General features: G+C 59.7%; 19 protein-coding genes. 6 read left to right on the top strand and 13 right to left on the bottom strand.

Annotated features, from left to right (window positions below):
- Nucleotides 1–9: 9 nt before the first annotated feature.
- Nucleotides 10–1,047: an alpha/beta hydrolase family protein gene (locus AC1D19_RS00610; RefSeq protein ID WP_477761977.1), complete on the top strand. Its 1,038-nt coding sequence runs from the start codon at nt 10–12 to the stop codon at nt 1,045–1,047.
- Nucleotides 1,048–1,085: 38 nt separating this feature from the next.
- On the opposite strand, the gene AC1D19_RS00605 is transcribed toward AC1D19_RS00610, so the two are convergent.
- Both AC1D19_RS00605 and AC1D19_RS00600 read right to left on the bottom strand, forming a co-directional pair.
- Nucleotides 1,086–2,273 carry an MFS transporter gene (locus AC1D19_RS00605; RefSeq protein WP_477761976.1) on the bottom strand — a complete coding sequence of 396 codons (1,188 nt, stop codon included), beginning with the start codon at nt 2,271–2,273 and terminating at the stop codon, nt 1,086–1,088.
- 200 nt (nt 2,274–2,473) lie between these two features.
- Nucleotides 2,474–4,060, bottom strand: a complete 1,587-nt coding sequence (locus tag AC1D19_RS00600) for an ABC-F family ATPase (RefSeq protein WP_477761975.1) — start codon at nt 4,058–4,060, stop codon at nt 2,474–2,476.
- Nucleotides 4,061–4,548: 488 nt separating this feature from the next.
- Here AC1D19_RS00600 and lpxO point away from each other — a divergent pair, with 488 nt between their 5' ends.
- The 4 genes from lpxO to ilvA all read left to right on the top strand — a co-directional run bounded on the left by lpxO (nt 4,549) and on the right by ilvA (nt 8,383).
- On the top strand, nt 4,549–5,448 hold the full coding sequence (lpxO, locus tag AC1D19_RS00595; protein WP_477761974.1) for a lipid A hydroxylase LpxO: 900 nt from the start codon (nt 4,549–4,551) through the stop codon (nt 5,446–5,448).
- A 142-nt stretch (nt 5,449–5,590) separates the two neighbouring features.
- On the top strand, nt 5,591–5,932 hold the full coding sequence (locus tag AC1D19_RS00590; RefSeq protein WP_477761973.1) for a hypothetical protein: 342 nt from the start codon (nt 5,591–5,593) through the stop codon (nt 5,930–5,932).
- Between the two features lie 67 nt (nt 5,933–5,999).
- A complete protein-coding gene (locus AC1D19_RS00585) occupies nt 6,000–7,163 on the top strand; it encodes a PQQ-dependent sugar dehydrogenase (protein WP_477761972.1) in 1,164 nt (387 codons plus the stop codon).
- Between the two features lie 206 nt (nt 7,164–7,369).
- Nucleotides 7,370–8,383, top strand: coding sequence for a threonine ammonia-lyase, biosynthetic (gene ilvA / locus AC1D19_RS00580; RefSeq protein WP_477761971.1), 1,014 nt, complete (start codon nt 7,370–7,372; stop codon nt 8,381–8,383).
- A 64-nt stretch (nt 8,384–8,447) separates the two neighbouring features.
- Here the strand turns inward: ilvA and eco are convergent, their stop codons facing one another.
- On the bottom strand, nt 8,448–8,930 hold the full coding sequence (gene eco, locus AC1D19_RS00575; RefSeq protein ID WP_477761970.1) for a serine protease inhibitor ecotin: 483 nt from the start codon (nt 8,928–8,930) through the stop codon (nt 8,448–8,450).
- A 281-nt stretch (nt 8,931–9,211) separates the two neighbouring features.
- On the opposite strand from eco, the gene AC1D19_RS00570 reads away from it, so the two are divergent.
- Nucleotides 9,212–9,478, top strand: a complete 267-nt coding sequence (locus tag AC1D19_RS00570; RefSeq protein ID WP_477761969.1) for a DUF1652 domain-containing protein — start codon at nt 9,212–9,214, stop codon at nt 9,476–9,478.
- Nucleotides 9,479–9,575: 97 nt separating this feature from the next.
- Here AC1D19_RS00570 and AC1D19_RS00565 read toward each other — a convergent pair whose 3' ends face one another.
- The 10 genes from AC1D19_RS00565 to AC1D19_RS00520 form a co-directional block, all read right to left on the bottom strand.
- Nucleotides 9,576–9,842, bottom strand: a complete 267-nt coding sequence (locus AC1D19_RS00565) for a DUF2790 domain-containing protein (protein ID WP_477753813.1) — start codon at nt 9,840–9,842, stop codon at nt 9,576–9,578.
- A gap of 295 nt (nt 9,843–10,137) precedes the next feature.
- On the bottom strand, nt 10,138–11,082 hold the full coding sequence (locus tag AC1D19_RS00560; protein WP_477761968.1) for a carbohydrate kinase family protein: 945 nt from the start codon (nt 11,080–11,082) through the stop codon (nt 10,138–10,140).
- Nucleotides 11,083–11,095: 13 nt separating this feature from the next.
- Nucleotides 11,096–12,592 carry a xylulokinase gene (gene xylB / locus AC1D19_RS00555; RefSeq protein WP_477761967.1) on the bottom strand — a complete coding sequence of 499 codons (1,497 nt, stop codon included), beginning with the start codon at nt 12,590–12,592 and terminating at the stop codon, nt 11,096–11,098.
- A 162-nt stretch (nt 12,593–12,754) separates the two neighbouring features.
- A complete protein-coding gene (locus AC1D19_RS00550) occupies nt 12,755–14,227 on the bottom strand; it encodes a mannitol dehydrogenase family protein (RefSeq protein ID WP_477761966.1) in 1,473 nt (490 codons plus the stop codon).
- Nucleotides 14,228–14,243: 16 nt separating this feature from the next.
- The gene (locus AC1D19_RS00545) at nt 14,244–15,347 is read right to left on the bottom strand and encodes an ABC transporter ATP-binding protein (protein ID WP_477761965.1); all 1,104 of its coding nucleotides are present in this window, start codon (nt 15,345–15,347) and stop codon (nt 14,244–14,246) included.
- Between the two features lie 130 nt (nt 15,348–15,477).
- Nucleotides 15,478–16,308 carry a carbohydrate ABC transporter permease gene (locus AC1D19_RS00540; RefSeq protein ID WP_477761964.1) on the bottom strand — a complete coding sequence of 277 codons (831 nt, stop codon included), beginning with the start codon at nt 16,306–16,308 and terminating at the stop codon, nt 15,478–15,480.
- 8 nt (nt 16,309–16,316) lie between these two features.
- Nucleotides 16,317–17,243: a carbohydrate ABC transporter permease gene (locus AC1D19_RS00535; RefSeq protein WP_477761963.1), complete on the bottom strand. Its 927-nt coding sequence runs from the start codon at nt 17,241–17,243 to the stop codon at nt 16,317–16,319.
- Between the two features lie 152 nt (nt 17,244–17,395).
- The gene (locus tag AC1D19_RS00530) at nt 17,396–18,706 is read right to left on the bottom strand and encodes an ABC transporter substrate-binding protein (RefSeq protein WP_477761962.1); all 1,311 of its coding nucleotides are present in this window, start codon (nt 18,704–18,706) and stop codon (nt 17,396–17,398) included.
- 346 nt (nt 18,707–19,052) lie between these two features.
- Nucleotides 19,053–19,958, bottom strand: coding sequence for a helix-turn-helix domain-containing protein (locus tag AC1D19_RS00525; RefSeq protein WP_477761961.1), 906 nt, complete (start codon nt 19,956–19,958; stop codon nt 19,053–19,055).
- 116 nt (nt 19,959–20,074) lie between these two features.
- A complete protein-coding gene (locus tag AC1D19_RS00520; RefSeq protein ID WP_477761960.1) occupies nt 20,075–20,992 on the bottom strand; it encodes a phosphatidylinositol-specific phospholipase C domain-containing protein in 918 nt (305 codons plus the stop codon).
- Between the last annotated feature and the right edge of the window lie 21 nt (nt 20,993–21,013).

The following is a 21,013-nucleotide window of genomic DNA, read 5'->3' as shown; positions in this document are numbered from 1 at the left end:
GGGCATCCCATGGTGCGTCTTTGTGCAACTTTACTGATTTGCCTGCTCAGCAGCCTGAATATAGTGCACGCCGCGCCTGCACCGCATCCTCACTGGAGCGTCGGCTTCCATGAGATGACGTTTCTCGACCCACTGGACCTGCAGCCGATGCGCGCCATCGCCTTCTATCCGTCCAGTGACTGGGAGCACACCAGCAAGCTCGAGGGTTACACCGTCGAAGCCGGGGAGGACACCAAGGTTGCCATTGGCCGGTTCCCGATGCTGATGCTGTCCCACGGAAACACCGGTACCCCGCTGGCCCTGCACGACCTCGCCACGTCGCTGGCGCGCAAAGGCTTCGTCGTGGTGGCGGTGATTCACCCCGGTGACAACTCCAGGGATCACAGCCGACTCGGTACTTTGAGTAACCTGTACGGCCGGCCGATCCAGATTTCCGAAGCCATCACCGCCACTTTGGGCGACCGTATGCTGTCGCCGTTCGTCAATGCCGACCAAGTGGGGGTCATCGGTTACTCGGCCGGTGGCGAGACTGCATTGATTCTGTCTGGCGCCACCCCGGACCTGGATCGCCTGCGCCGTTATTGCCAGGAACGTCCGGATGACCACGATGCCTGCAACACCCAGGGTGAATTGATTGTCGACCGTGACGACCTGCAACCGGTGCCTGATCCTCGCGTCCACGCCTTGATGCTGATGGCGCCGTTGAGCCTGAAGTTCGGTCGCCACACCCTGGCCGATGTGCATGTGCCGGTGCTGCTTTACAGCGGCGATGGCGACAAACTGGTGGCGGTCGACAAGAACGCCGCGGCACTGGCGCGCAAACTGCCGACGGCGCCTGACTTCAAGCTGCTGGCCGGGGCAGGGCACTTCGTATTCATGGCGCCGTGCAATGACGAGCAGATCGTGATCATGCCCGCGCTGTGCACCGATGCCGATGGCGTCGATCGGCAAGACATTCACCGCAATCTGATCTCAGAAGCCGGACGCTTCTTCTCGCGGACCCTGGGCAGAGCAACCCGGGCCGGGATGCAGACCGCCGATCAATAGATTCCTTTGTAGGAGCCTTCGGCAGCTCCTACAGGGATTCAAGCCATGGCGCGGTGTTTCAATAGCAGCGTCAGTCCCAGACCCGTCACCGACAACAACGCCGCACTGAAGAAAATCCACACATAACCCAGGTTCAACGCCACTGCGCCCATCAACGGGCCGGCGATGGCCAGCGCCAGGTCAAAAAACACCGCGTAAGCACTCAAGCCCGCACCCCGGCTGGAATTGGGCACCTGTTTGATGGCCTCGACACCCAGCGCCGGGTACACCAGGGACAGACCGAACCCGGTCAGGCCGGCGCCGATGAGTGCATATCCGGTCGACGGTGCCAGCCACAGCAGCACCAGGCCAACCGTCTCGATGCCCATGCAGGCAATGGCCGACGTGAACCCGCCGAATCGGCTGATGGCGGAAATGAACAGCAGTCGCGACAGAATGAAACACACGCCAAACACGGTCAGGCAGTAGGCCGCGCCAGTCCAGCCGCGATTGACGTAATACAGGGTGATAAAGGTTGTCAGGGTGCCGTAGCCAATAGAAGCCAGGCTCAGGCTCGCGCCAAACGGCGCAATGCGCCCAAACACCGCCCAGAACGGCAAACGTTCACCGCGCACCACCGGCACCGAAGGCTTGTTGCGAATCAGCAACAGTGCAGCCAGGGCCAGCAGCGACAGGGCAATGCCCAGGCTGGCGAAACCCAGTTGTTGCACCATGACCACACCCAGCGGCGCACCAATGGCAATCGCCCCATAGGACGCGATGCCGTTCCAGGAAATCGACCGCGCGGTATGCTCCGCGCCGACCTGGCCCATGCACCAACTGATGGTGCCGACGCCGATCAATCCCTGGGCGATCCCCAGCAACAGGCGCCCGGCGATCAGAATCAGCAGGCTGAGCAAGGGAAAGCCTTGCAACAGGGTCGACAACAAGGTCAGCGCGCCACTGAGCGCAATCCCCGACAAGCCAAAGATGATTGCGCGCTTGGTGCCAACGCTGTCGGACATCCGCCCGGCCATGGGCCGGCTGAGCAGGGTGGCGAGGTATTGCGAGCCGATGGTCAGCCCGGCCACGATGGCGCTGAACCCGAGTTGCTCGTGGACATAACCCGGCAGTACCGCAATCGGCAAACCGATGCAGAGAAAGGCGATGAAGGTATAGAAGACGATGGAGACGATCTGCAGGGTGATCGCCATGGAGCTTTGCGGGGCAACTTGCTGCACAGACATGAGGGCTCGTTCCCGGGCGGCGGTGGGAGAACTGCATCATGGCGTGGCGTTGTCATAAAAGGAAGCAGGCTAACGATTAAAAGATCGTCCGAACGCGGCCCGAGCCTTCGGACGATCTTTTGACCTCTAAATGCAAAAAGCCCCGTCACCAGGACAGGGCTTTTCACTTGAAGCTTGCAGCTAAAGGCTTGTAGCTGCCTTTAGAACACCACACCCTGGCTGCGCAGGTAGTCGTCGTAGGTGCCGCTGAAGTCGGTTACGCCGTTAGGGCTCAACTCGATGATGCGGGTGGCCAGGGACGATACGAACTCACGGTCGTGGCTGACGAAGACCAGCGTGCCCGGATAGTTCTCCAGCGCCAGGTTCAGCGCCTCGATGGATTCCATGTCCAGGTGGTTGGTCGGTTCGTCCATCACCAGCACGTTCGGCTTTTGCAGGATCAGCTTGCCGAACAGCATGCGGCCTTGCTCACCACCGGAGATGACCTTGACCGACTTGAGGATCTCGTCGTTGGAGAACAGCATGCGACCCAGGGTGCCGCGAATGATCTGCTCGCCTTGGGTCCACTGGCCCATCCAGTCGAACAGGCTGACGTCGTCTTCGAAGTCATGGGCGTGGTCCTGGGCGTAGTAGCCCAGCTCCGCGCTTTCGGTCCACTTCACGGAACCGGCGTCCGGGGTCAGCTCGCCCATCAGGGTGCGCAGCAGGGTGGTCTTGCCGATACCGTTCGGGCCGATGATCGCCACGCGCTCGCCGGCTTCGACGGTGAAGCTGAAGTTCTTGAACAGGGTCTTGCCGTCGAAGCCCTTGGACATCTGCTCGATGGTCACGGCCTGGCGGTGCAGTTTCTTGGTCTGTTCGAAGCGGATGAACGGGCTCACGCGGCTCGATGGCTTGACTTCGGCCAGCTGAATCTTGTCGATCTGCTTGGCGCGGGACGTGGCCTGCTTGGCTTTCGAGGCGTTGGCCGAGAAGCGGCTGACGAAGGTCTGCAGTTCGGAGATCTGCGCTTTCTTCTTGGCGTTGTCCGACAGCAGTTGCTCTCGGGACTGGGTCGCCGCGGTCATGTACTCGTCGTAGTTGCCCGGGAACAGGCGCAGCTCACCGTAGTCCAGGTCGGCCATGTGAGTGCAGACGCTGTTGAGGAAGTGACGGTCGTGGGAAATGATAATCATGGTGCTGTTACGCGCCTTGAGGATCGTTTCCAGCCAGCGGATGGTGTTGATGTCCAGGTGGTTGGTCGGTTCGTCGAGCAACAGCACTTCCGGATCGGAGAACAGTGCCTGGGCCAGCAACACCCGCAGTTTCCAGCCTGGCGCCACTTCGGCCATCGGGCCAAAGTGCTGTTCCAGGGGGATACCCAGGCCCAGCAGCAGTTCACCGGCACGGGATTCGGCGGTGTAGCCGTCCATTTCGGCGAACTCGGTTTCCAGCTCGGCCACGGCCATGCCGTCTTCTTCGCTCATTTCCGGCAGCGAGTAGATGCGGTCGCGCTCGGCCTTGACCTTCCACAGCTCTTCGTGACCCATGATCACGGTGTCGATCACGGTGAATTCTTCGTAGGCGAACTGGTCCTGGCGCAATTTACCCAGGCGTACGTTCGGCTCCAGCATGACCTGGCCGCCGGACGGCTCGAGGTCACCGCCGAGAATCTTCATGAAGGTCGACTTGCCGCAACCGTTGGCGCCGATCAGACCGTAACGGTTGCCACCGTTGAATTTGACCGAAACGTTTTCGAAGAGCGGCTTGGCGCCGAACTGCATCGTGATGTTAGCTGTAGAAATCAAAGGTTTTTCCTGCGAAGCATTCAGAGTAGCCAGGGTTGCGGCAGTACCGGTTCAGTATCCGTTCCACTGTCCGGACCCCGGGATATTCATCCCGATCGGCAGTGAAAGATCCATCTGGCATCAAGTGGACAGCAGCATGTGGCGCGCTTGGCCCGAGTCAACGTGCGCTGAAAGGGGATTTCCCGCTCTCAACCTGGGTCGCGCGTAAAGTTTGGCGGCGATTGTACTGGTCTGGCTCTTTAAACGATAGGGCGTTGAGGCCACTGCAACGCTTTGGCGGATTTTGCAGACACATTTTCGCAGTCACAGGTTAACTATTGGTTACAAACTGTGGCTAAAATGCCATCCATCAGCCGGAAACCGACCATCGGTAAGGCTCGATGGCACTACGGCGCCGCTGTTTCGTAATCAGTCGCTGCACAAGACCCCCAGGACTGGCATGCCGGTAAAGGGCGCAGTTTGTTTACTTCCGACCTGTGACGATTCCAGTGAAACTCATCATTGCCGTTATCTACGTTGTCTCCATTGTGTATGTCCACCTGCGCGGTCACGTGCGCCACAAGCTGGGCCGCCAGTTGAGTGATCACTCGACGTTTCTGGCGCCGATCAATTGCTTTCTTTATCTGTTTTCGAAAATCCCCAACAAGCCTTATCTCGACCCGGCCGATTTTCCCGACCTGAGCCCGCTGCAGGCACATTGGGAAGAAATCCGTGCCGAAGGCCGGAATTTGCTTCACGCCGGTGAAATCAAGCGTTCGAAGCAATACGATGACGTCGGTTTCAACTCGTTTTTCAAGACCGGCTGGAAGCGCTTCTATCTCAAGTGGTATGGCGACAGCCACCCGTCGGCCATGAAGCTCTGCCCGCGCACCACTGAGCTGGTGCAGGGCATTGGTTCAATCAAGGCGGCGATGTTCGCCGAGTTGCCCCCGGGCTCCAGACTGGTGCGCCATCGCGATCCGTACGCCGGTTCCTACCGTTATCACCTGGGCCTGGAAACACCCAACGCTACCGGGTGCTACATCAATGTCGATGGCCAGAACTACCATTGGCGCGATGGCGAAGCGGTGATGTTCGATGAGACCTACATTCATTACGCAGAGAACACCACGCCGCACAATCGCATCATCTTGTTCTGCGACGTCGAGCGGCCGATGAAGTATCGCTGGGCTGCGGCATTCAATCGCTGGTTCAGCCGCACCGTCATGTCGGCGGCAGGTGCGCCGAACCAGGCGGGCGACAGGACCGGCGGGCTCAACCGGCTGTTCAGCAGGATCTATAAGGTTCGCCTGCACGGCAAACAACTGAAAAAGCGCAATCGCACGCTTTACTACCTCGAAAAGTGGTCGATCTTCGCCGGATTGCTGGTGGTCATCATTCTGATCTGAAGGGGTGTGTTCGGGCTGCTGACGATGAAGCCGGAACATCCAGCCTATTACGTCTTGCCGGGGAGGTTTTTGTTAACAAAGCTGAACCCCGGGCGTAGCGTGGTATCGAAGTCCTTATCCACGCGACGTAGAGAGGCACCCCATGAACCGATACGTGTTTGGCGCCATTGTGCTGGCCTTGAGTGCCATATTGGGCTCTCTGGCCGATGCCTCTGCTGCGTTGCAATTGGCCCAGAACCTGCCGGGCCGCACCAACAACAACCCTTACAACAGTCCGATCCACCGGGCCAACCCCAACAGCATGCAAGGCACTCAACCCAGTGCCCCGGCCATACGCGGACCCAATACCGTGCCGGTCCAGCGCTCGCCGACGCTGGACAACGGTGGCATCGGTAATCGCTATCCCGACCGGACCGCTCCCGCCAGCCCACCGACATTCATTCCCAATCCTGCCCCGCGAGACACCGGCAGCAACAACCGTTGAGTGGCAGGCATCACCTCTGCCCGCTACTTTTCACCAAACCTCATGTTCATCGGAAAAGGAATCCTGCATGTTGCGTAAAAACCTATTGGCAACCCTCTGTGCCAGCGCATTGATCAGCGCCACTGTCCCTGTGCTTGCCGCGCCCGCCCAGACGATGAAAAGCGAAGAAGGCACCCTCGAGGTCACCCCCGTCGTGACGGGGCTGGAGCACCCCTGGGCGCTGGCATTCTTGCCGGATCGTAAAGGCATGCTGGTAACCGAACGGCCTGGCAACCTGCGACTGGTGACCGCTGACGGCAAGCTGTCAGCACCGCTCAATGGCGTGCCAACGGTCTGGGCCAAGGGGCAGGGCGGCTTGCTGGACGTGGCGTTGTCACCGGATTTCAAGCAGGACCGGACGGTCTATCTGTCCTATGCCGAAGGTGGTGGTGAGGATAACAAGGCCGGCACAGCAGTGGGCCGCGGCCGGCTCTCCGACGATATGACGGCGCTCAAGGATTTCCACGTGATCCTGCGTCAGGAACCCAAACTCTCGGTGGGCAACCATTTCGGCTCGCGGCTGGTGTTTGATCGCGACGGCTATCTGTTCGTGACGCTGGGGGAAAACAACGACCGCCCGACTGCCCAGGACCTCGACAAACTGCAAGGCAAAGTGGTGCGGATCTACCCGGACGGCACGGTGCCCAAGGACAACCCCTTTATCGGCCAGGCCAACGTGCGCCCGGAGATCTGGTCCTACGGGCAGCGCAATCCGCAAGGCGCGGCGCTCAACCCGTGGAACGGCACGCTGTGGGAAAACGAACACGGCCCCCAGGGCGGCGATGAAATCAACATCATCGAGCGTGGCAAAAACTACGGCTGGCCGCTGGCGACCCATGGCATCAACTACTCCGGTCAACCGATTCCCGAAGCCAGGGGTGATACCGTCGAAGGCACCGTTGCCCCGAACCATGTCTGGGAAAAATCCCCGGGCCTGAGTGGCATGGCGTTCTACGACGCCGATCGTTTCAAGGCCTGGCAGCGCAACGTGTTTATTGGCGCGTTGGTCAGCCAGGAACTGATCCGCCTGGAGTTCGATGGCGACAAGGTGGTGCACGAGGAGCGTTTGCTCGGGGAGTTGAAACAACGTATTCGCGATGTGCGGCAGGGGCCGGATGGCTATTTGTATGTATTGACCGATGAGGAGAACGGTGGCATTTACAAAGTCGGGTTGAAGTTGCCGGCTGACTAATGGCATCTACAAAACTTGCCATTGACTTGCCACAACCGTCCGGCTAATTTCGAGCCATGACTTCCACCGTATTGCGCTGCCAGCCAAGCATTATTACCGCCATTCCTCATTTGGCGGGCTAGCTCACGACTGCAGCACCCAACCCGCCCTAGAGGCGGGTTTTTACTTTCTGTCTCCCGGGTCCCGATCAATGTCAGGAGACGACCATGAGTTTTACCGCTGATCAACAGGCCTTGCTGGAACGCTACGTCAAAAAAATCCTTGCCGCGCCGGTGTATGAACTGGCCGTGCGCACGCCGTTGCAACCGGCACCGGCCTTGTCCGAAGCCTTGGGCAACCAGATCCTGCTCAAGCGCGAAGACTTGCAACCGACCTTTTCCTTCAAGATCCGCGGCGCCTACAACAAGCTGGTGCAACTGAGCGAGGCGCAAAAGGCTTGCGGCGTGGTTACCGCTTCTGCCGGCAATCATGCCCAGGGTGTGGCGCTGGCTGCTCGGGAGTTGGGGATCAATGCCACCATCGTCATGCCATGCACGACGCCGCAATTGAAGGTCATCGGGGTTCGCAGTCGTGGCGCCGATGCTGTATTGCACGGCGAAAGCTTTCCGTTTGCACTGGCCTATGCACTTGATCTGGCCCGGGAAACCGGTCGCACCTTTGTTTCGCCCTTCGACGATCCGGAGGTGATCGCCGGTCAAGGCACGGTGGCCATGGAAATCCTGCGCCAGCATCAAGGTCCGCTGGATGCGATCTTCGTGCCGGTGGGTGGCGGGGGGCTGATCGCCGGCATCGCCGCTTACGTCAAATACTTGCGACCGGAGGTGCGCATCATCGGCGTCGAGTCGGAGCATTCCGCGTGCCTGCAAGCTGCGTTGCTCGCCGGCGAGCGAGTTATCTTGCCAAGTGTCGGCACCTTCGCCGACGGGGTGGCGGTGGCGCAGATCGGCGCTTACGGTTTTGAGGTCTGCCGGTTTTGTGTCGATGAGGTGCTGAGGGTCAGCAACGATGAGCTTTGCGCTGCAATCAAGAATATCTATGACGATACCCGCTCGATCACCGAACCTTCCGGCGCGCTGGCGGTGGCCGGGATCAAGAAGTACGTGGCACAGAGCGGGGCTCGTGGTCAGACCCTGGTCGCCATCGACTCGGGTGCCAACATCAATTTCGACAGCCTGGGGCATGTGGCCGAGCGAGCTGCGTTGAGTGGCGCTCCGGCATGACACTCGGGCAGGCCGACGGCGGGCGCCGCAAGCGGGCGCCACAAGGGTCCGCCGGATGGCCGGATTATTCCTGAACGGCTTTCTCGACCTTGGTCGACGCCGACCAGATGCGGTAGCGCACTTCGATGTCCTTGGGCACGTACAGCACGAGCGGCAGCTTGCTGTTGTAACGCAGCAGGAAGCCGTCACCGACCACCGGTACAAAACCCTGTTTGCTCGTGCCGGTCGGGCAGGCCATCAGCGTGCTCATCGGGCCAATGACTTTTTCCAGGCGATAGAACGGGTAGCCCCAACCCTCGAGGTTCTTCTCTTCGAGAATGCCACCCAGACGCGGGTTATTGCAGTCGACGGTCATCGTCTTGCCGGCCAGGATCTCGACCTGGAAGTCGTTTTCCCGGGTCTGTGGTGCGAGGTGAATCACCTGGCGGGTAAACCCGCTTTCGGCCTTCGGATAGGGCGCGGTGTCTTCGAGTTTGGCGGCGTGCGCCAGGCCGGCAAGCCCCAGTGCGGCTAGCGCTGCGCAAGCGTTAACGGTCAAAGAACTCATGATGCCTCCTTGCTTGAAGTGAAGGGCGGCATTTTTACTGTGGTGCGCAGTGAATGCAAACCCGTGGCGCCCAGCGTGCAAATTTCAAGGTCACAAGGGGTGTATATTGCAAACGGCATGACAGGCTTTACAGGTGTCTTGCCTGAACCCATGAATTGCCGATGAGCTGCACAGCGAAATCCGGAGCATGATTTATGCTGTATCTGTCCTTGAAGCTTGCCGGGATTTCATATGAGCGAGCATTGACCGTTATTGGCAGTCTCACATAGGAGGGAGTCGCCATGTTTCTTTCTGCCTTGGAACTTCGCAACATCATTGAAAGCAGTTTTCTGCCCGTGCGCTGCCAGTGCACGCTGTCACCGGATCTGTCGATGACCGTCAAGGTCTATGCAGACGGGCAAACCGATCACCTGGATCTATTGGTCACCGGCATTGATGCTTCCGGGCTCAATGGTTGCCGGGAAATCAACGAGTTGATTGCCCGGCTGCGTTCCAAACAGCATCACGTCGAGGTCGATCCCCACTCGATGCTGGGCAAAGCGCTTTAACCTGCGGTTTCGAGTTCCACGGACACGCGCCGGGTCTGGAAGAACGCCAGGCCCAGCGCCAGTTCAACGGCAACCGTCGGCAAATCAGACTTTTCGGTCAGCTCTGGTTCTCGCAGGCGTCGGAAAGTTTACGGTAGGTAATTTCTGCGGGTTTTCCCCTGTCATCGATGTACTTCATCTGGGCATTTACCACTTTGCACTCAAGGGTGTCCGGCTCGGTCAGTGAAATCACTTTGCTGACATGCAATGGCATGCCGTAGTGATAGGGCACGGCTTGAGAGTCAGTGGTGTCATTGGCCTGAGCCAGGCCGGCAAACGCAGTGCAGGCGAGGGCGGTGGTAACCAGCAGGGTACGAGTGTTCATCAGCGATCTCCGGTGCGGACGGAAAGTCAGTTCGATGTGTCGCTTGTCGAACTTGCCGCACTGGGCGTCAGAGCAGTCTGAGGGCGTGCGGTCCAGTGAAGTGTTGGACCGCACGGTTAAGCGAGGGTTAACCCGGCTGAACGCCGTCTGTTGCGAATGCGCGATCCTGTGTATCAGTTAAGACCATCGGGCGCCTGATGGAAAGTCATCGCGAGCAGGCTCGCTCCTACATTGGATCGCTGTCGGGCATGAATCTACTGTAGGAGCGAGCCTGCTCGCGAAGAGTCCCTCGAATTCAGCGCAAATCCAACTGCTGCCGATAAGGCAAATCCGGTCCGGTCTTGCTGCACGTCAGCGCCGCCGCCTGGACCGCGAACTTCAGCATGCGGTCGATCTGCTCGCGGCCAAGTTGCTTCACACCCTCCACCGAATCCAGCTGCTGTTCGGTCAACCAGGCAATCAGCGCCGCCTGAAAGGTATCGCCCGCGCCCACGGTGTCGGCGATTTTTACCGCACAGGCAGGAGCCGACCACGAACCGTGAACCCGGCTGAACACGCTCGCGCCATCGCCGCCCCGGGTCAGGAACACCAGCTGACAGCGGTGTTGCAACCAGCCTTCGATCACCTGCGCCGGGTCTTGGCCGGGGTACAGCAGATGCAGATCCTCGTCGCTGACCTTGATCAGATCAGCCAGTTCGACCAGCGTCGCGATCCGTGCACGCCACAGGTCAATGTCCGGCTCCGGGTTCAGGCGCACGTTCGGATCGAGGCTGATCAGGCGCTTGCCGCTTTCCCGGCGCACCAGTGCCAATAGGGTGTCGGCAATCGGCTGCACCACCAGGGAGAACGAACCGATATGCAGGCCGCGTACCTCAGGCCCGAGTGCCGGCAGGTGCTCCGGTTGCAATTGTCGATCCGCGCAGCCTTCGCCACGGAAGCTGTACTGCGGTGAGCCATTGGCCCCGACCGCGACCATCGCCAGGGTGGTCGGCGCGGCAAAATCCAGCAGGTAGTCCTGGCACACGCCTTCATCTTGCAGCACTTGCAGCAGGCGCCGCCCCAGGTAATCGGTGGACAACCCGGCCAACAGCGCCGCGTCCACGCCCAATCGGCGCAAGCCCACTGCCACATTGAACGGCGAACCACCGGCAATGGCTTTGAAGTTCACTTTGGAAGCCAGACCGCTGGCGTCGTTTTCACTGAAAAAATCGAACAGCGCTTCGCCACACACCAGGTACATAGTTGTTCACTCTTCAAAGGGTTGCGACATGCTGTTGATAGCGTTCATACGCCTGCTGACAGGCGTGTACATTGTCGGCGACCGGCAGGGTTTCACTGGCCGGGTCGAGCTTCACGCAACGCTCGCACAAGTCCGCCAGACTGTGTTCGTGCCCGTTCGCCCGGGATACGCACCAGGCCGCCTGGATCGCCGCACCGAGAGCCGCGGCCTCGCTTTGTTCGGTGCAGATCACCGGGGTGTTCATGGTGTCGGCGACGATCTGCCGCCACACCGCGCTTTTCGAACCACCGCCGATCAGCCGAATGCTGCGGCTTTGCAAGCCATTGTGGCGTAACAGGTCCAGTCCGTAACGCAAACCGAACGTCGTGCCTTCGACCACCGCGCGGCACAGATTGGCCCGGGTCAGATTGGTCATGGTCAGACCCGACAGGCTGCCACTGGCATGGGGCAGGGCAGGCACCCGCTCCCCGTTGAAAAACGGCAACATGCTCACACCTTCGGCACCGATCGGCGCCTGGGCAACGAGCTCATTGAACTGATCGATGTCGAGGTCCAGCAGGTCACGAATCAGACCGGTGGCATTGGTCAGGTTCATGGTGCAGATCAATGGCAACCATCCGCCACTGGAAGAACAGAACGTGGCGACTGCGGCATCCGCGGCGACGCTCGGTTGATCGGCATAGGCGTACACCGTGCCGGACGAGCCGAGGCTCATGGTGATTGCACCGGGCTGGATGTTGCCGGTGCCAATGGCGCCCATCATGTTGTCGCCGCCGCCACTGGACACCAGTGCCCGCGGGTTGATGCCCAGGTGTTCGGCAATGCCCGGCAGAACCGTACCGACCGCCTGATGGGCATCGATCAGCTCAGGTAGCGCGGCTTGCAGGCGTCCGCTCGGGTCGATGTCCAGCAACAATTGCAAATCCCACCGGCGCGTACGCACATTGAAATACCCGGTGCCCGAGGCATCGCCGTATTCGCTGCAACTGCGGCCGGTTAGCCAATGGTTGAGGTAGTCGTGGGGTAGCAGGATGCGGGCGATGCGGGAAAACACCTCGGGATGCTGCTCTTTGGTCCATAGCAGTTTGGACAGGGTGTAGCCCGGCGCGATGACCACGCCGAGGCGTTCCAGCGAACCCTTTTCGCCGCCCAGATGGGCCAGCAGGCGGTCATTTTCCGGGGTGGTTTCGGTGTCGCACCAGAGCTTGGCCGCACGTAATACCTTGCCCTGATCGTCGAGCAGCACCAGGCCATGTTGCTGGCCGGAGACGCCAATGCCGAGGATCGACTGGCCATCGGCTTCAGCCGCGAGCAAGGCGCGGCGGGTGGCGGTGGTGAAGGCTTCCAGCCACTGCTGGGTGTCCTGTTCGCGGCGGCCATTGGCCGCGCTGATCAGGCTGTGGCTGGCCGCTCCCTGGCCGAGCACCTCACCGCTGGCCGCGTCGAGGATGATGGCTTTGGTGCCCTGGGTGCCGCAGTCGATGCCGAGGAAGAGTTGTCGGGTTGTCATGCAGGATCCTTGGATATCAGTAAACCCTCATCGCGAGCAGGCTCGCTCCCACAGGAGATCTTCAGAGAACACACATGTTGCGCTCGACGATTATCCAATGTGGGGGCGACGGTGCGGCGATCCGACCTGCTCGCGATGACGGCAGTTGCTACACCACCGACCTCAAGCCAGCACCCGCTCCAACGTTCGCGACACTCCAACCTCGCGCAAACTATTGCAGCACCACTCGAACGCTGCGACAAACTCCGGTGAGCGCGCAATGGCCGTACCAAAAATCTCCTCGACCGCCAACAATCGCTGGGTAATCAACACATCATCGGCCACCAGCGCCTGGCAGAACGCTGCGCGTGGGTCCGGGATCGAATAGGTCTCGCCATGCTCATCCACGCCCTTGAGGTACAGCGCCCACGCCGCCACCACCAACGCTGCTCGCTTGGTCTCACGGCCATCGGCGATCAAGCGGTTGATGGTCGGCACGGTGAATTTCGGAAACTTCGACGAGCCGTCCGAACACACCCGTTCAAGCTGATCGGCAATCGCCTGATTGGAGAAGCGCGTCACCAGGGTGTTCTTGTACTCGGCCAGGTCAATTCCCGGCACCGCCGGCAGCTGCGGCGTCACATCCAGGTCCATGTAGGCGCGCATGTAGCGCACGAACAGCGGGTCGTTCATGGTCTCATGGACGAAGCGGTAACCCTTGAGGAATCCCAGGTACGTCAGCGCCAGATGACTGCCGTTGAGCAGCTTGATCTTCATTTCTTCGTAGGGCGTGACGTCGTCGGTGAACTGCACGCCAACCTTTTCCCAGGCCGGGCGACCGTTGACGAACTTGTCTTCCAGCACCCATTGCACAAAGGGTTCGCAGACCACTGGCCAGGCATCGTCCACCCCATGCTGGTCGGCCAGTTGCAGGCGGTGCCGGGAACTGGTCGTCGGCGTGATGCGGTCGACCATGGCGTTGGGGAAACTGACGTTGGCGTCTATCCAGTCGCGTAATTCGCCGTCGTGCAAGGCGGCGAAGGCTAGCAGCGCCTTACGGGTGACGGCACCGTTGTGCGGCAGGTTATCGCAGGACATCAGGGTGAAGGCCGGCGTGCCGGCGGCGCGACGCTTGGCCAGTGCGGCACAGAGGAAACCGAACACGGTTTTCGGCGCCTCCGGATGCGCCAGGTCATGCTGAATCTGCGGCAAGTGCGCCATGAACTCACCGGTGCTGTCGTCGATGCAGTAACCGCCTTCGGTGATGGTCAGCGAGACGATGCGGATCTCGGGACTGGTCAGTTTGTCGATCAACGCCTGGGCATCGTCCTCTGCCAGCAACATGTCGCGAATTGCCCCGATCACCCGCACCTCGGTGTCGTCGTTATCACCAAGTTCGAACAGGGTGAACAGGTAGTCCTGATCCTTGAGATCGTCACGGGCGCGGCGGTCCTCGGCGCGCAGGCCGACACCACAGATTGCCCAGTCCAGCGCTTCTCCGGTATTCATCAGTGCATCGGAGTAAAACGCCTGGTGGGCGCGATGGAAACCGCCGACGCCGATGTGCGCGATGCCTTGGCGGGTATCGCCCAACGCGTAGGCGGGCAGGACCACTTCAGGCGCGAGGCGGCTGAGGTTGTGTTTGTTCAGTTTCATCGCAGGCTCTCTGAAATCAGGCAGCAACGCGCAGCGGGCGGGTCAGTGCCACGCCGTCGGCATCGAATAAATGGCAGTGTTGCGCATCCAGGTGCAGGCTCAGGGTTTCGCCATAACGGCTGGCCAGATCGCCGCGAACCCGCATGGTCAGGGCTTCGCCGGACGAGGTCAGGACGTGGCAGAAGGTGTCGCTGCCCAGGCGTTCGCTGACATCGGCGGTGACCTGCAAGGTGCAGTCGCCGGGTTTGGCCAGTTCCAGATGCTCGGGGCGGATGCCCAGCGTCACCGCACTCCCGACGCTCAAATGCCTGCCGCTCAAGGGCAGGCTGATGCGGGTTCCGGCGTCCAGTTGCACTTCACAGCCCTGACTGTCGGTGCGTGTGACCTTGCCTTTGAGAAAGCCCATTTTCGGTGTGCCCAGAAACCCCGCGACAAACAGGTTGGCCGGCTGGTGATAGAGGTCCAGCGGCGAGCCGACTTGCTCGATCTTGCCGCCATTGAGTACGACCACTTTGTCGGCCATGGTCATCGCTTCGACCTGATCGTGAGTCACGTAGATCATCGTGGCTTGCAGTTCTTTGTGCAGGCGCAACAGTTCCAGGCGCATCTGCACGCGCAGGGCGGCATCAAGGTTGGACAACGGTTCGTCGAACAGGAAAATTTTCGGGTTGCGCACGATAGCCCGGCCAATCGCCACGCGCTGGCGCTGGCCGCCGGACAGTTGCTTGGGCTTGCGCTCCAGCATAGGCCCCAGTTCGAGGATGCGCGCCGCTTCGCTGACCTTTTTCTCCACCTCGGCCTTCGCCACGCCGGCCAGGTCGAGGGCGAACGACATGTTCTTGCGCACGCTCATGTGCGGATACAGGGCGTAGGTCTGGAACACCATCGCCAGGTCGCGCTTGGCCGGGCTCACTTCGGTGATGTCGCGGCCATCGAGTTCGATGGTGCCGCCACTGACTTCTTCCAGCCCTGCGATCAGCCGCAGCAACGTGGATTTGCCGCAACCCGACGGGCCGACGAAGACCACGAATTCCTTGTCGTTCACTTCCAGGTCAATGCCCTTGATGATGGAAAAGCCTTCGAAGCCTTTTTGCAGATTCTTGATTTTCAGGTTGGCCATGGTGATGGGCCTCCGTTTGTTGTTGTTTAAGATCAAAAGATCGCAGCCTGCGGCAGCTCCTACAGGGGAGTCGCGGTGCTTGGGGGCTCTGTGTAGGAGCTGCCGAAGGCTGCGATCTTTTGCTTTTGATTCATTTCACGGCGCCGAACGACAGGCCGCGAACCAGTTGTTTCTGGCTGATCCAGCCGAAGATCAGGATCGGCGCACAGGCCAGGGTCGAGACGGCCGACAACTTGGCCCAGAACAGTCCTTCGGGGCTTGAGTACGCGGCGATCAATGCGCTCAATGGCGCGGCTTTCGACGAGGTCAGGTTCAGCGACCAGAAGGCCTCGTTCCAGCACAGGATCAGCGACAGCAACACCGTGGACGCCAGTCCGCCCTTGGCGATGGGCAGCAACACCCGGAGCATTTCCTGCGCCAGCGTTGCGCCGTCCAGGCGCGCGGCTTCGAGGATGTCCTTGGGGATGTCCTTGAAGTAGGTGTAAATCATCCAGACCACGATCGGCAGGTTGATCAGCGTATAGATGACGATCAGTGCAATGCGCGTATCGAGCAGGCCGAAACTCTTGGCCAGCAGGTAGATCGGCATCAGCACGCCCACCGGCGGCAGCATCTTGGTCGAGAGCATCCATAGCAGTGTGCCTCGGGTGCGCTGGGTTTCGTAGAACGCCATGGAGTAGGCCGCAGGCACCGCGATCAGCAGGCACAGGGCCGTGGCGCTGAAGGAAATCACCACCGAGTTCCAGGCGAAACTGAAATAGTCGCTGCGCTCGTTGATGTGCAGGTAGTTCTCCAGCGTCGGCATGAAGATGAACTGCGGCGGCGTGGCGAAGGCATCGATTTCGGTCTTGAAACTGGTCAGTACCATCCAGAAGATCGGGAAGAAAATCAGGATCGCGATGGCCCAGGCCAATGTACCGAGCAGCAGGCTTTGCAAACGACGGGATTGTTGAAGAGTCATGGCAGGCCTCAGGCTTTGTCGGTCAGGTTTTTGCCGATCATTCGCACCAGAATGATCGCGGCGATGTTGGCGATGACCACGGCGATCAAGCCGCCCGCCGAGGCCATGCCGACGTCGAACTGCACCAGCGCCTGGTTGTAGATCAGGTAGGCGAGGTTGGTCGAGGCGTAGCCGGGGCCGCCGTTGGTGGTGGTGAAGATTTCGGCGAACACCGAGAGCAGGAAGATGGTTTCGATCATCACCACCACCGCAATCGGCCGCGCCAGGTGCGGCAGGGTCAAGTGCCAGAAAATCGCGATGGGTCCGGCACCGTCCAGGCGCGCGGCTTCTTTCTGTTCCTGGTCGAGGGACTGCATGGCGGTCATCAGGATCAGGATCGCGAAGGGCAGCCATTGCCACGAGACAATGATGATGATCGACAGCAGCGGGTAGTGCGCGAGCCAGTCCACCGGTTGCGCACCGAACAGCTTCCAGACGTAGGCGAGAATCCCTGATACCGGATGGAAGATCAGGTTCTTCCAGATCAGCGCGCCCACCGTGGGCATGATGAAAAACGGCGAGATCAGCATCACCCGCACGATGCCGCGACCGAAAAACTCACTGGCCTCCAGCAGCGCACTGATCAGCACGCCGAACACCACACTGATCAGCAGCACGCTGCCCACCAGCAACAGCGTGTTGGTGGCGCCGGGCAGGAAGCCCGAATCGGTGAGGAAGTAGGTGAAATTTTCCAGCCCGACGAACGCGTTCTCGCCGGGATTGAGCAAGTTGTAGCGGATGGTCGAGAAGTAGACGGTCATGCCCAGTGGCACGATCATCCACAACAGCAGCAATGCCACCGAAGGGCTGACCAGAAACCAGCCGGGATTGGTCACGCGGCGTTTGCGCTGGGGTTGGACAATGTCCATGTGAGCTTTGGCAGTTGATGTATTCATGGTGATCAGAACCGAGTCATACAGACTTATGGATATCCACTGTAGGAGCGAGCCTGCTCGCGATAGCGCTGTATCAGTCACCCACAATGTTGAATGGGAGCCCGTCATCGTGAGCAGGCTCGCTCTCACAGGAGGCGAGAGCGGGGTCTGGGTTACTTGGGATAACCCGCGCGCTTCATCTCGCGCTCGGTGGTTTGCTGGGCCGCCGCCAATGCCTGGTCGGCCGTGGTCTGGCCGATCAACGCTGCAGAGAAGGACTTGCCGACCTGGGTACCAATGCCCTGGAACTCGGGAATGGTCACCAACTGGATGCCGATGTACGGCACAGGCCTGGCGCCCGGCTTGCTCGGGTCCGCGGCCTTGAGTGATTCCAGCGTGACCTTGGCGAATGGCGCAGCGCTCATGTACGCCTCGCTGTAGGTCGAGGCCCGGGTACCCGGCGGCACGTTGGCGATGCCGTCTTTTTCCGCGACCAGTGCGCCGTATTCTTTGGAAGTGGCCCAGGCGCTGAAGGTTTTCGCTGCTTCCTTGGCTTTGGAACTGGTGGGAATGGCCAGTGCCCAGGAGTACAGCCAGGCCGAGCCCTTGTCGGTGACTTGATGCGGCGCATAAGTGAAACCGACGTGATCGGTGACCTTGCTCTGGGCCTTGTCGGTGACGAACGAGCCGGCGACGCTGGCATCGACCCAGATCGCGCATTTGCCGCTGTTGAACAACGCCAGGTTTTCATTGAAACCATTGCTCGAGGCGCCCGGCGGGCCGGATTTCTTCATGGTGTCGACGTAGAAATTCAGCGCGCTTTTCCACTCGGGGCCGTTGAATTCCGGCTGCCACTGTTCATCGAACCAGCGAGCGCCGTAGGCATTGGCGACGGTGCTGATCAGCGCCATGTTCTCGCCCCAGCCGGCCTTGCCCCGCAGGCAGATGCCGTACTGTTCCTGCTCGGGTTTGTTGAGCCTGGCGGCGAATTCACCGATCTGCTCCCAGGTCGGGCGCTCGGGCATGGTCAGGCCGGCGTCCTTGAACAGGTCGGTGCGGTAATAGGTGATCGAGCTTTCGGCGTAGAACGGCAGGGCATACAGCGAGCCTTTGACCGACAGGCCTTCGCGCACCGACGGGAACACGTCATCGAGGGCATAGCTGGCCGGCAAATCCTTCATCGGCGCCAGCCAGCCCTTGGCACCCCAGAGTGCGGCTTCGTACATGCCGATGGTCAGCACGTCGAACTGCCCGCCCTGGGTGGCGATGTCGGTGGTCAGGCGCTGGCGCAGGACGTTTTCTTCGAGCACCACCCAATTGAGCTTGATGTCCGGATGCTCGGCCTCGAAGGTTTTCGAGAGCTTTTGCATGCGGATCATGTCGCTGTTGTTGACGGTGGCGATGGTCAGGGTCTGGGCGCCGAGACTGGCGCTACTGAGGGTCATGCAGGTGAGGGCGAGCAGAGCTTTTACTGACGGTTGCATCGTGCACTCCTTTTCTGCACCCAATGGGTTACAGAAGGACAGTTATTGTTTTTGTGTCTTCCTGCGGAGGGAAGAATGTGCACTGATTACATCCTTCAATGGAGGGCGAGACAAATCATCCATCGCACTTTGATCGATACTTTTTTGCACTGGGGTTTTGGCAGGTAGACGCAGGGAAGGGCTTTTCAGCGAAGGAGGGGTATTGAATCCGTACAGGTTTCAGGGGGTAACGCTGTACCTGTGGGAGCGAGCCTGCTCGCGAATGCGTCGTGTCAGACGACATTTTGCAAACTGACACACCGCCATCGCGAGCAGGCTCGCTCCCACAGGGATTTGAGGTATGTCTTCAGCCGAGGTTTTGCTCGGTCAACCGCTGCACCACCAACCGCCGGTAGTGCGACGGGGTCATGCCCTTGAGTTGCTGGAAGCGCCGGTTGAAGTTGGAAATATTGTTGAAGCCCGATTCGAAGCACACGTCAGTGACCGGCTTGTCGCCATCGGCCAGCAACTCGCAGGACTTGCTGATGCGCAGGCGATTGACGAATTCGACGAAATTGCGCCCGGTGGCCTGCTTGAATACGCGGCTGAAATACGTGGGCTTCATGCCCAGGTGCTCGGCGACTTCCTCCAGCGTCAAGTCCCGGGCGTAGTGGGCAAAAATGTAATCCACTGCGCGGTTGGTGCGATCGATGTTGTGCTCGTCGGCCAGTTGTGGCGTCGTGGCGCCAGAGAGCAATTGGTAGTCGTCGGTGGCCGCGAGCAACTCCAGCAGAATGAAAAAGTGCCCGAGCCGGGTGACGCCGCTGGTTTCGGCGATGCGCTGCATCAAGTCCATGGCCTGGGCGATGGTGTGCTTGCAGCGAAACTCGATGCCGTATTGCGCGCGCTCCAGCAGCGGCGCCAGGGTCTTGAGTTCGGCAAACACCTGATAGCCGCTGTCGAACAGCTCGTCGGTGAAGTTGACCAGCATGTCGCGCTTGGGCACCACTTCGTCCTCGGCCACCTGGCTGATCCAGTTGTGGGGCAAGTTGGGGCCGGTCAGGAACAGGGTTTGCGGATAGAAGTTGCCGATGTAATCGCCAATGAACACCTTGCCGGAACTGGCGACGATCAGGTGCAACTCGTATTCCTTGTGGAAATGCCAGCGCACCAGCGGGCAGGGAAAGCCATGCTGACGGTAGATGATGGACAACCCGTTGTGGTCGTCCATCAATTCATAGGAAGGATCGGTGACTCTGGCGGTGCGGGTCATGTCAGGGCGCTTGTGTTGTTATCCCGCCCTGATCATGCCTCCAGCCGGATGGATAACGCTACTCTGCCGTTTGAACGTACGCCCAGGCGGATATCAAAAAACCGCGCACCATTGCCTCATGGCCGCTGTTGCTTGAGGCGGGATTGGGCCTTCATTACGTTTGCCGCGCGGCAGTTGTGAACCAGGTTTGACTCTTCAAAAAAATCCACATTGATAATGCTGCATTTGTGAATCCATGGTTTGTTTACATCGAACCAATCATTCAGCTCTTTGGGGATGCTAACCGGGCCACCGACGACGGAGTAAGCGGTGGCAGATAGAGACCATGGGAAACTTGAAGAGGGAGGGGTCGTCATGACGGTTTCAATAAAAGATTCGAGGTATTGGACATCGGTGATGGCGGAGCCGCTCCATTTATGTTGAACGCTCCTGCAAAAGGCTTGTGGGTCCAGGTCCGGGTGATGATCGGCGGCGAGCAGTACCCGTTGAGTCCTGCTGATGCGTTTCAACTGTCCAAGCGTCTTGCGGCTGTGTTCAGGAGGAATGATGAGTTCGCCTAAACTGCGCACGAGGCGGTCACTGAATTCCTTGAAGTTAACGGGACGATTTCCACGTTCCAGTTTGTGGAAGTCGAGGATTATGAACTCATCGGGATTATGCACTAGAAAGCTGGATACATCCTGAGCGAGCTGAGAGAGCTCGCGATAGGAGCGTATTCCGTTATGGTGAAAGTAAAAATACGAGTAACTATTGCCATTCCTGATATTCATGTCAAATTCAAGTCTGATGTCGAATGCCCTGGCGCCGTTCATCAGTTGATAATAAAACGAGTCGTTTTGGCAGACGGCCCAGTGCATGGTTGGTGCCCAGATATAGTTACCGTTCTTGTCTGAGCCGGTATTATGTGCGCCAGGCAAAATCAGCTCGCCGAGCGTCAAGTTTTCGATGATTGGAATATTACTCATCCAGTCGTTGAGTGTGGGTTTATAGTTGCCATACTCAAAGCTTGGTTGTATTTCGTTATTGTCGTCCATAGTGCGTCCGTGCAAGTGGGT

Source organism: Pseudomonas sp. P1_C12, assembly GCF_056406435.1.
This window is presented reverse-complemented; position numbering and strand designations above follow the sequence as displayed.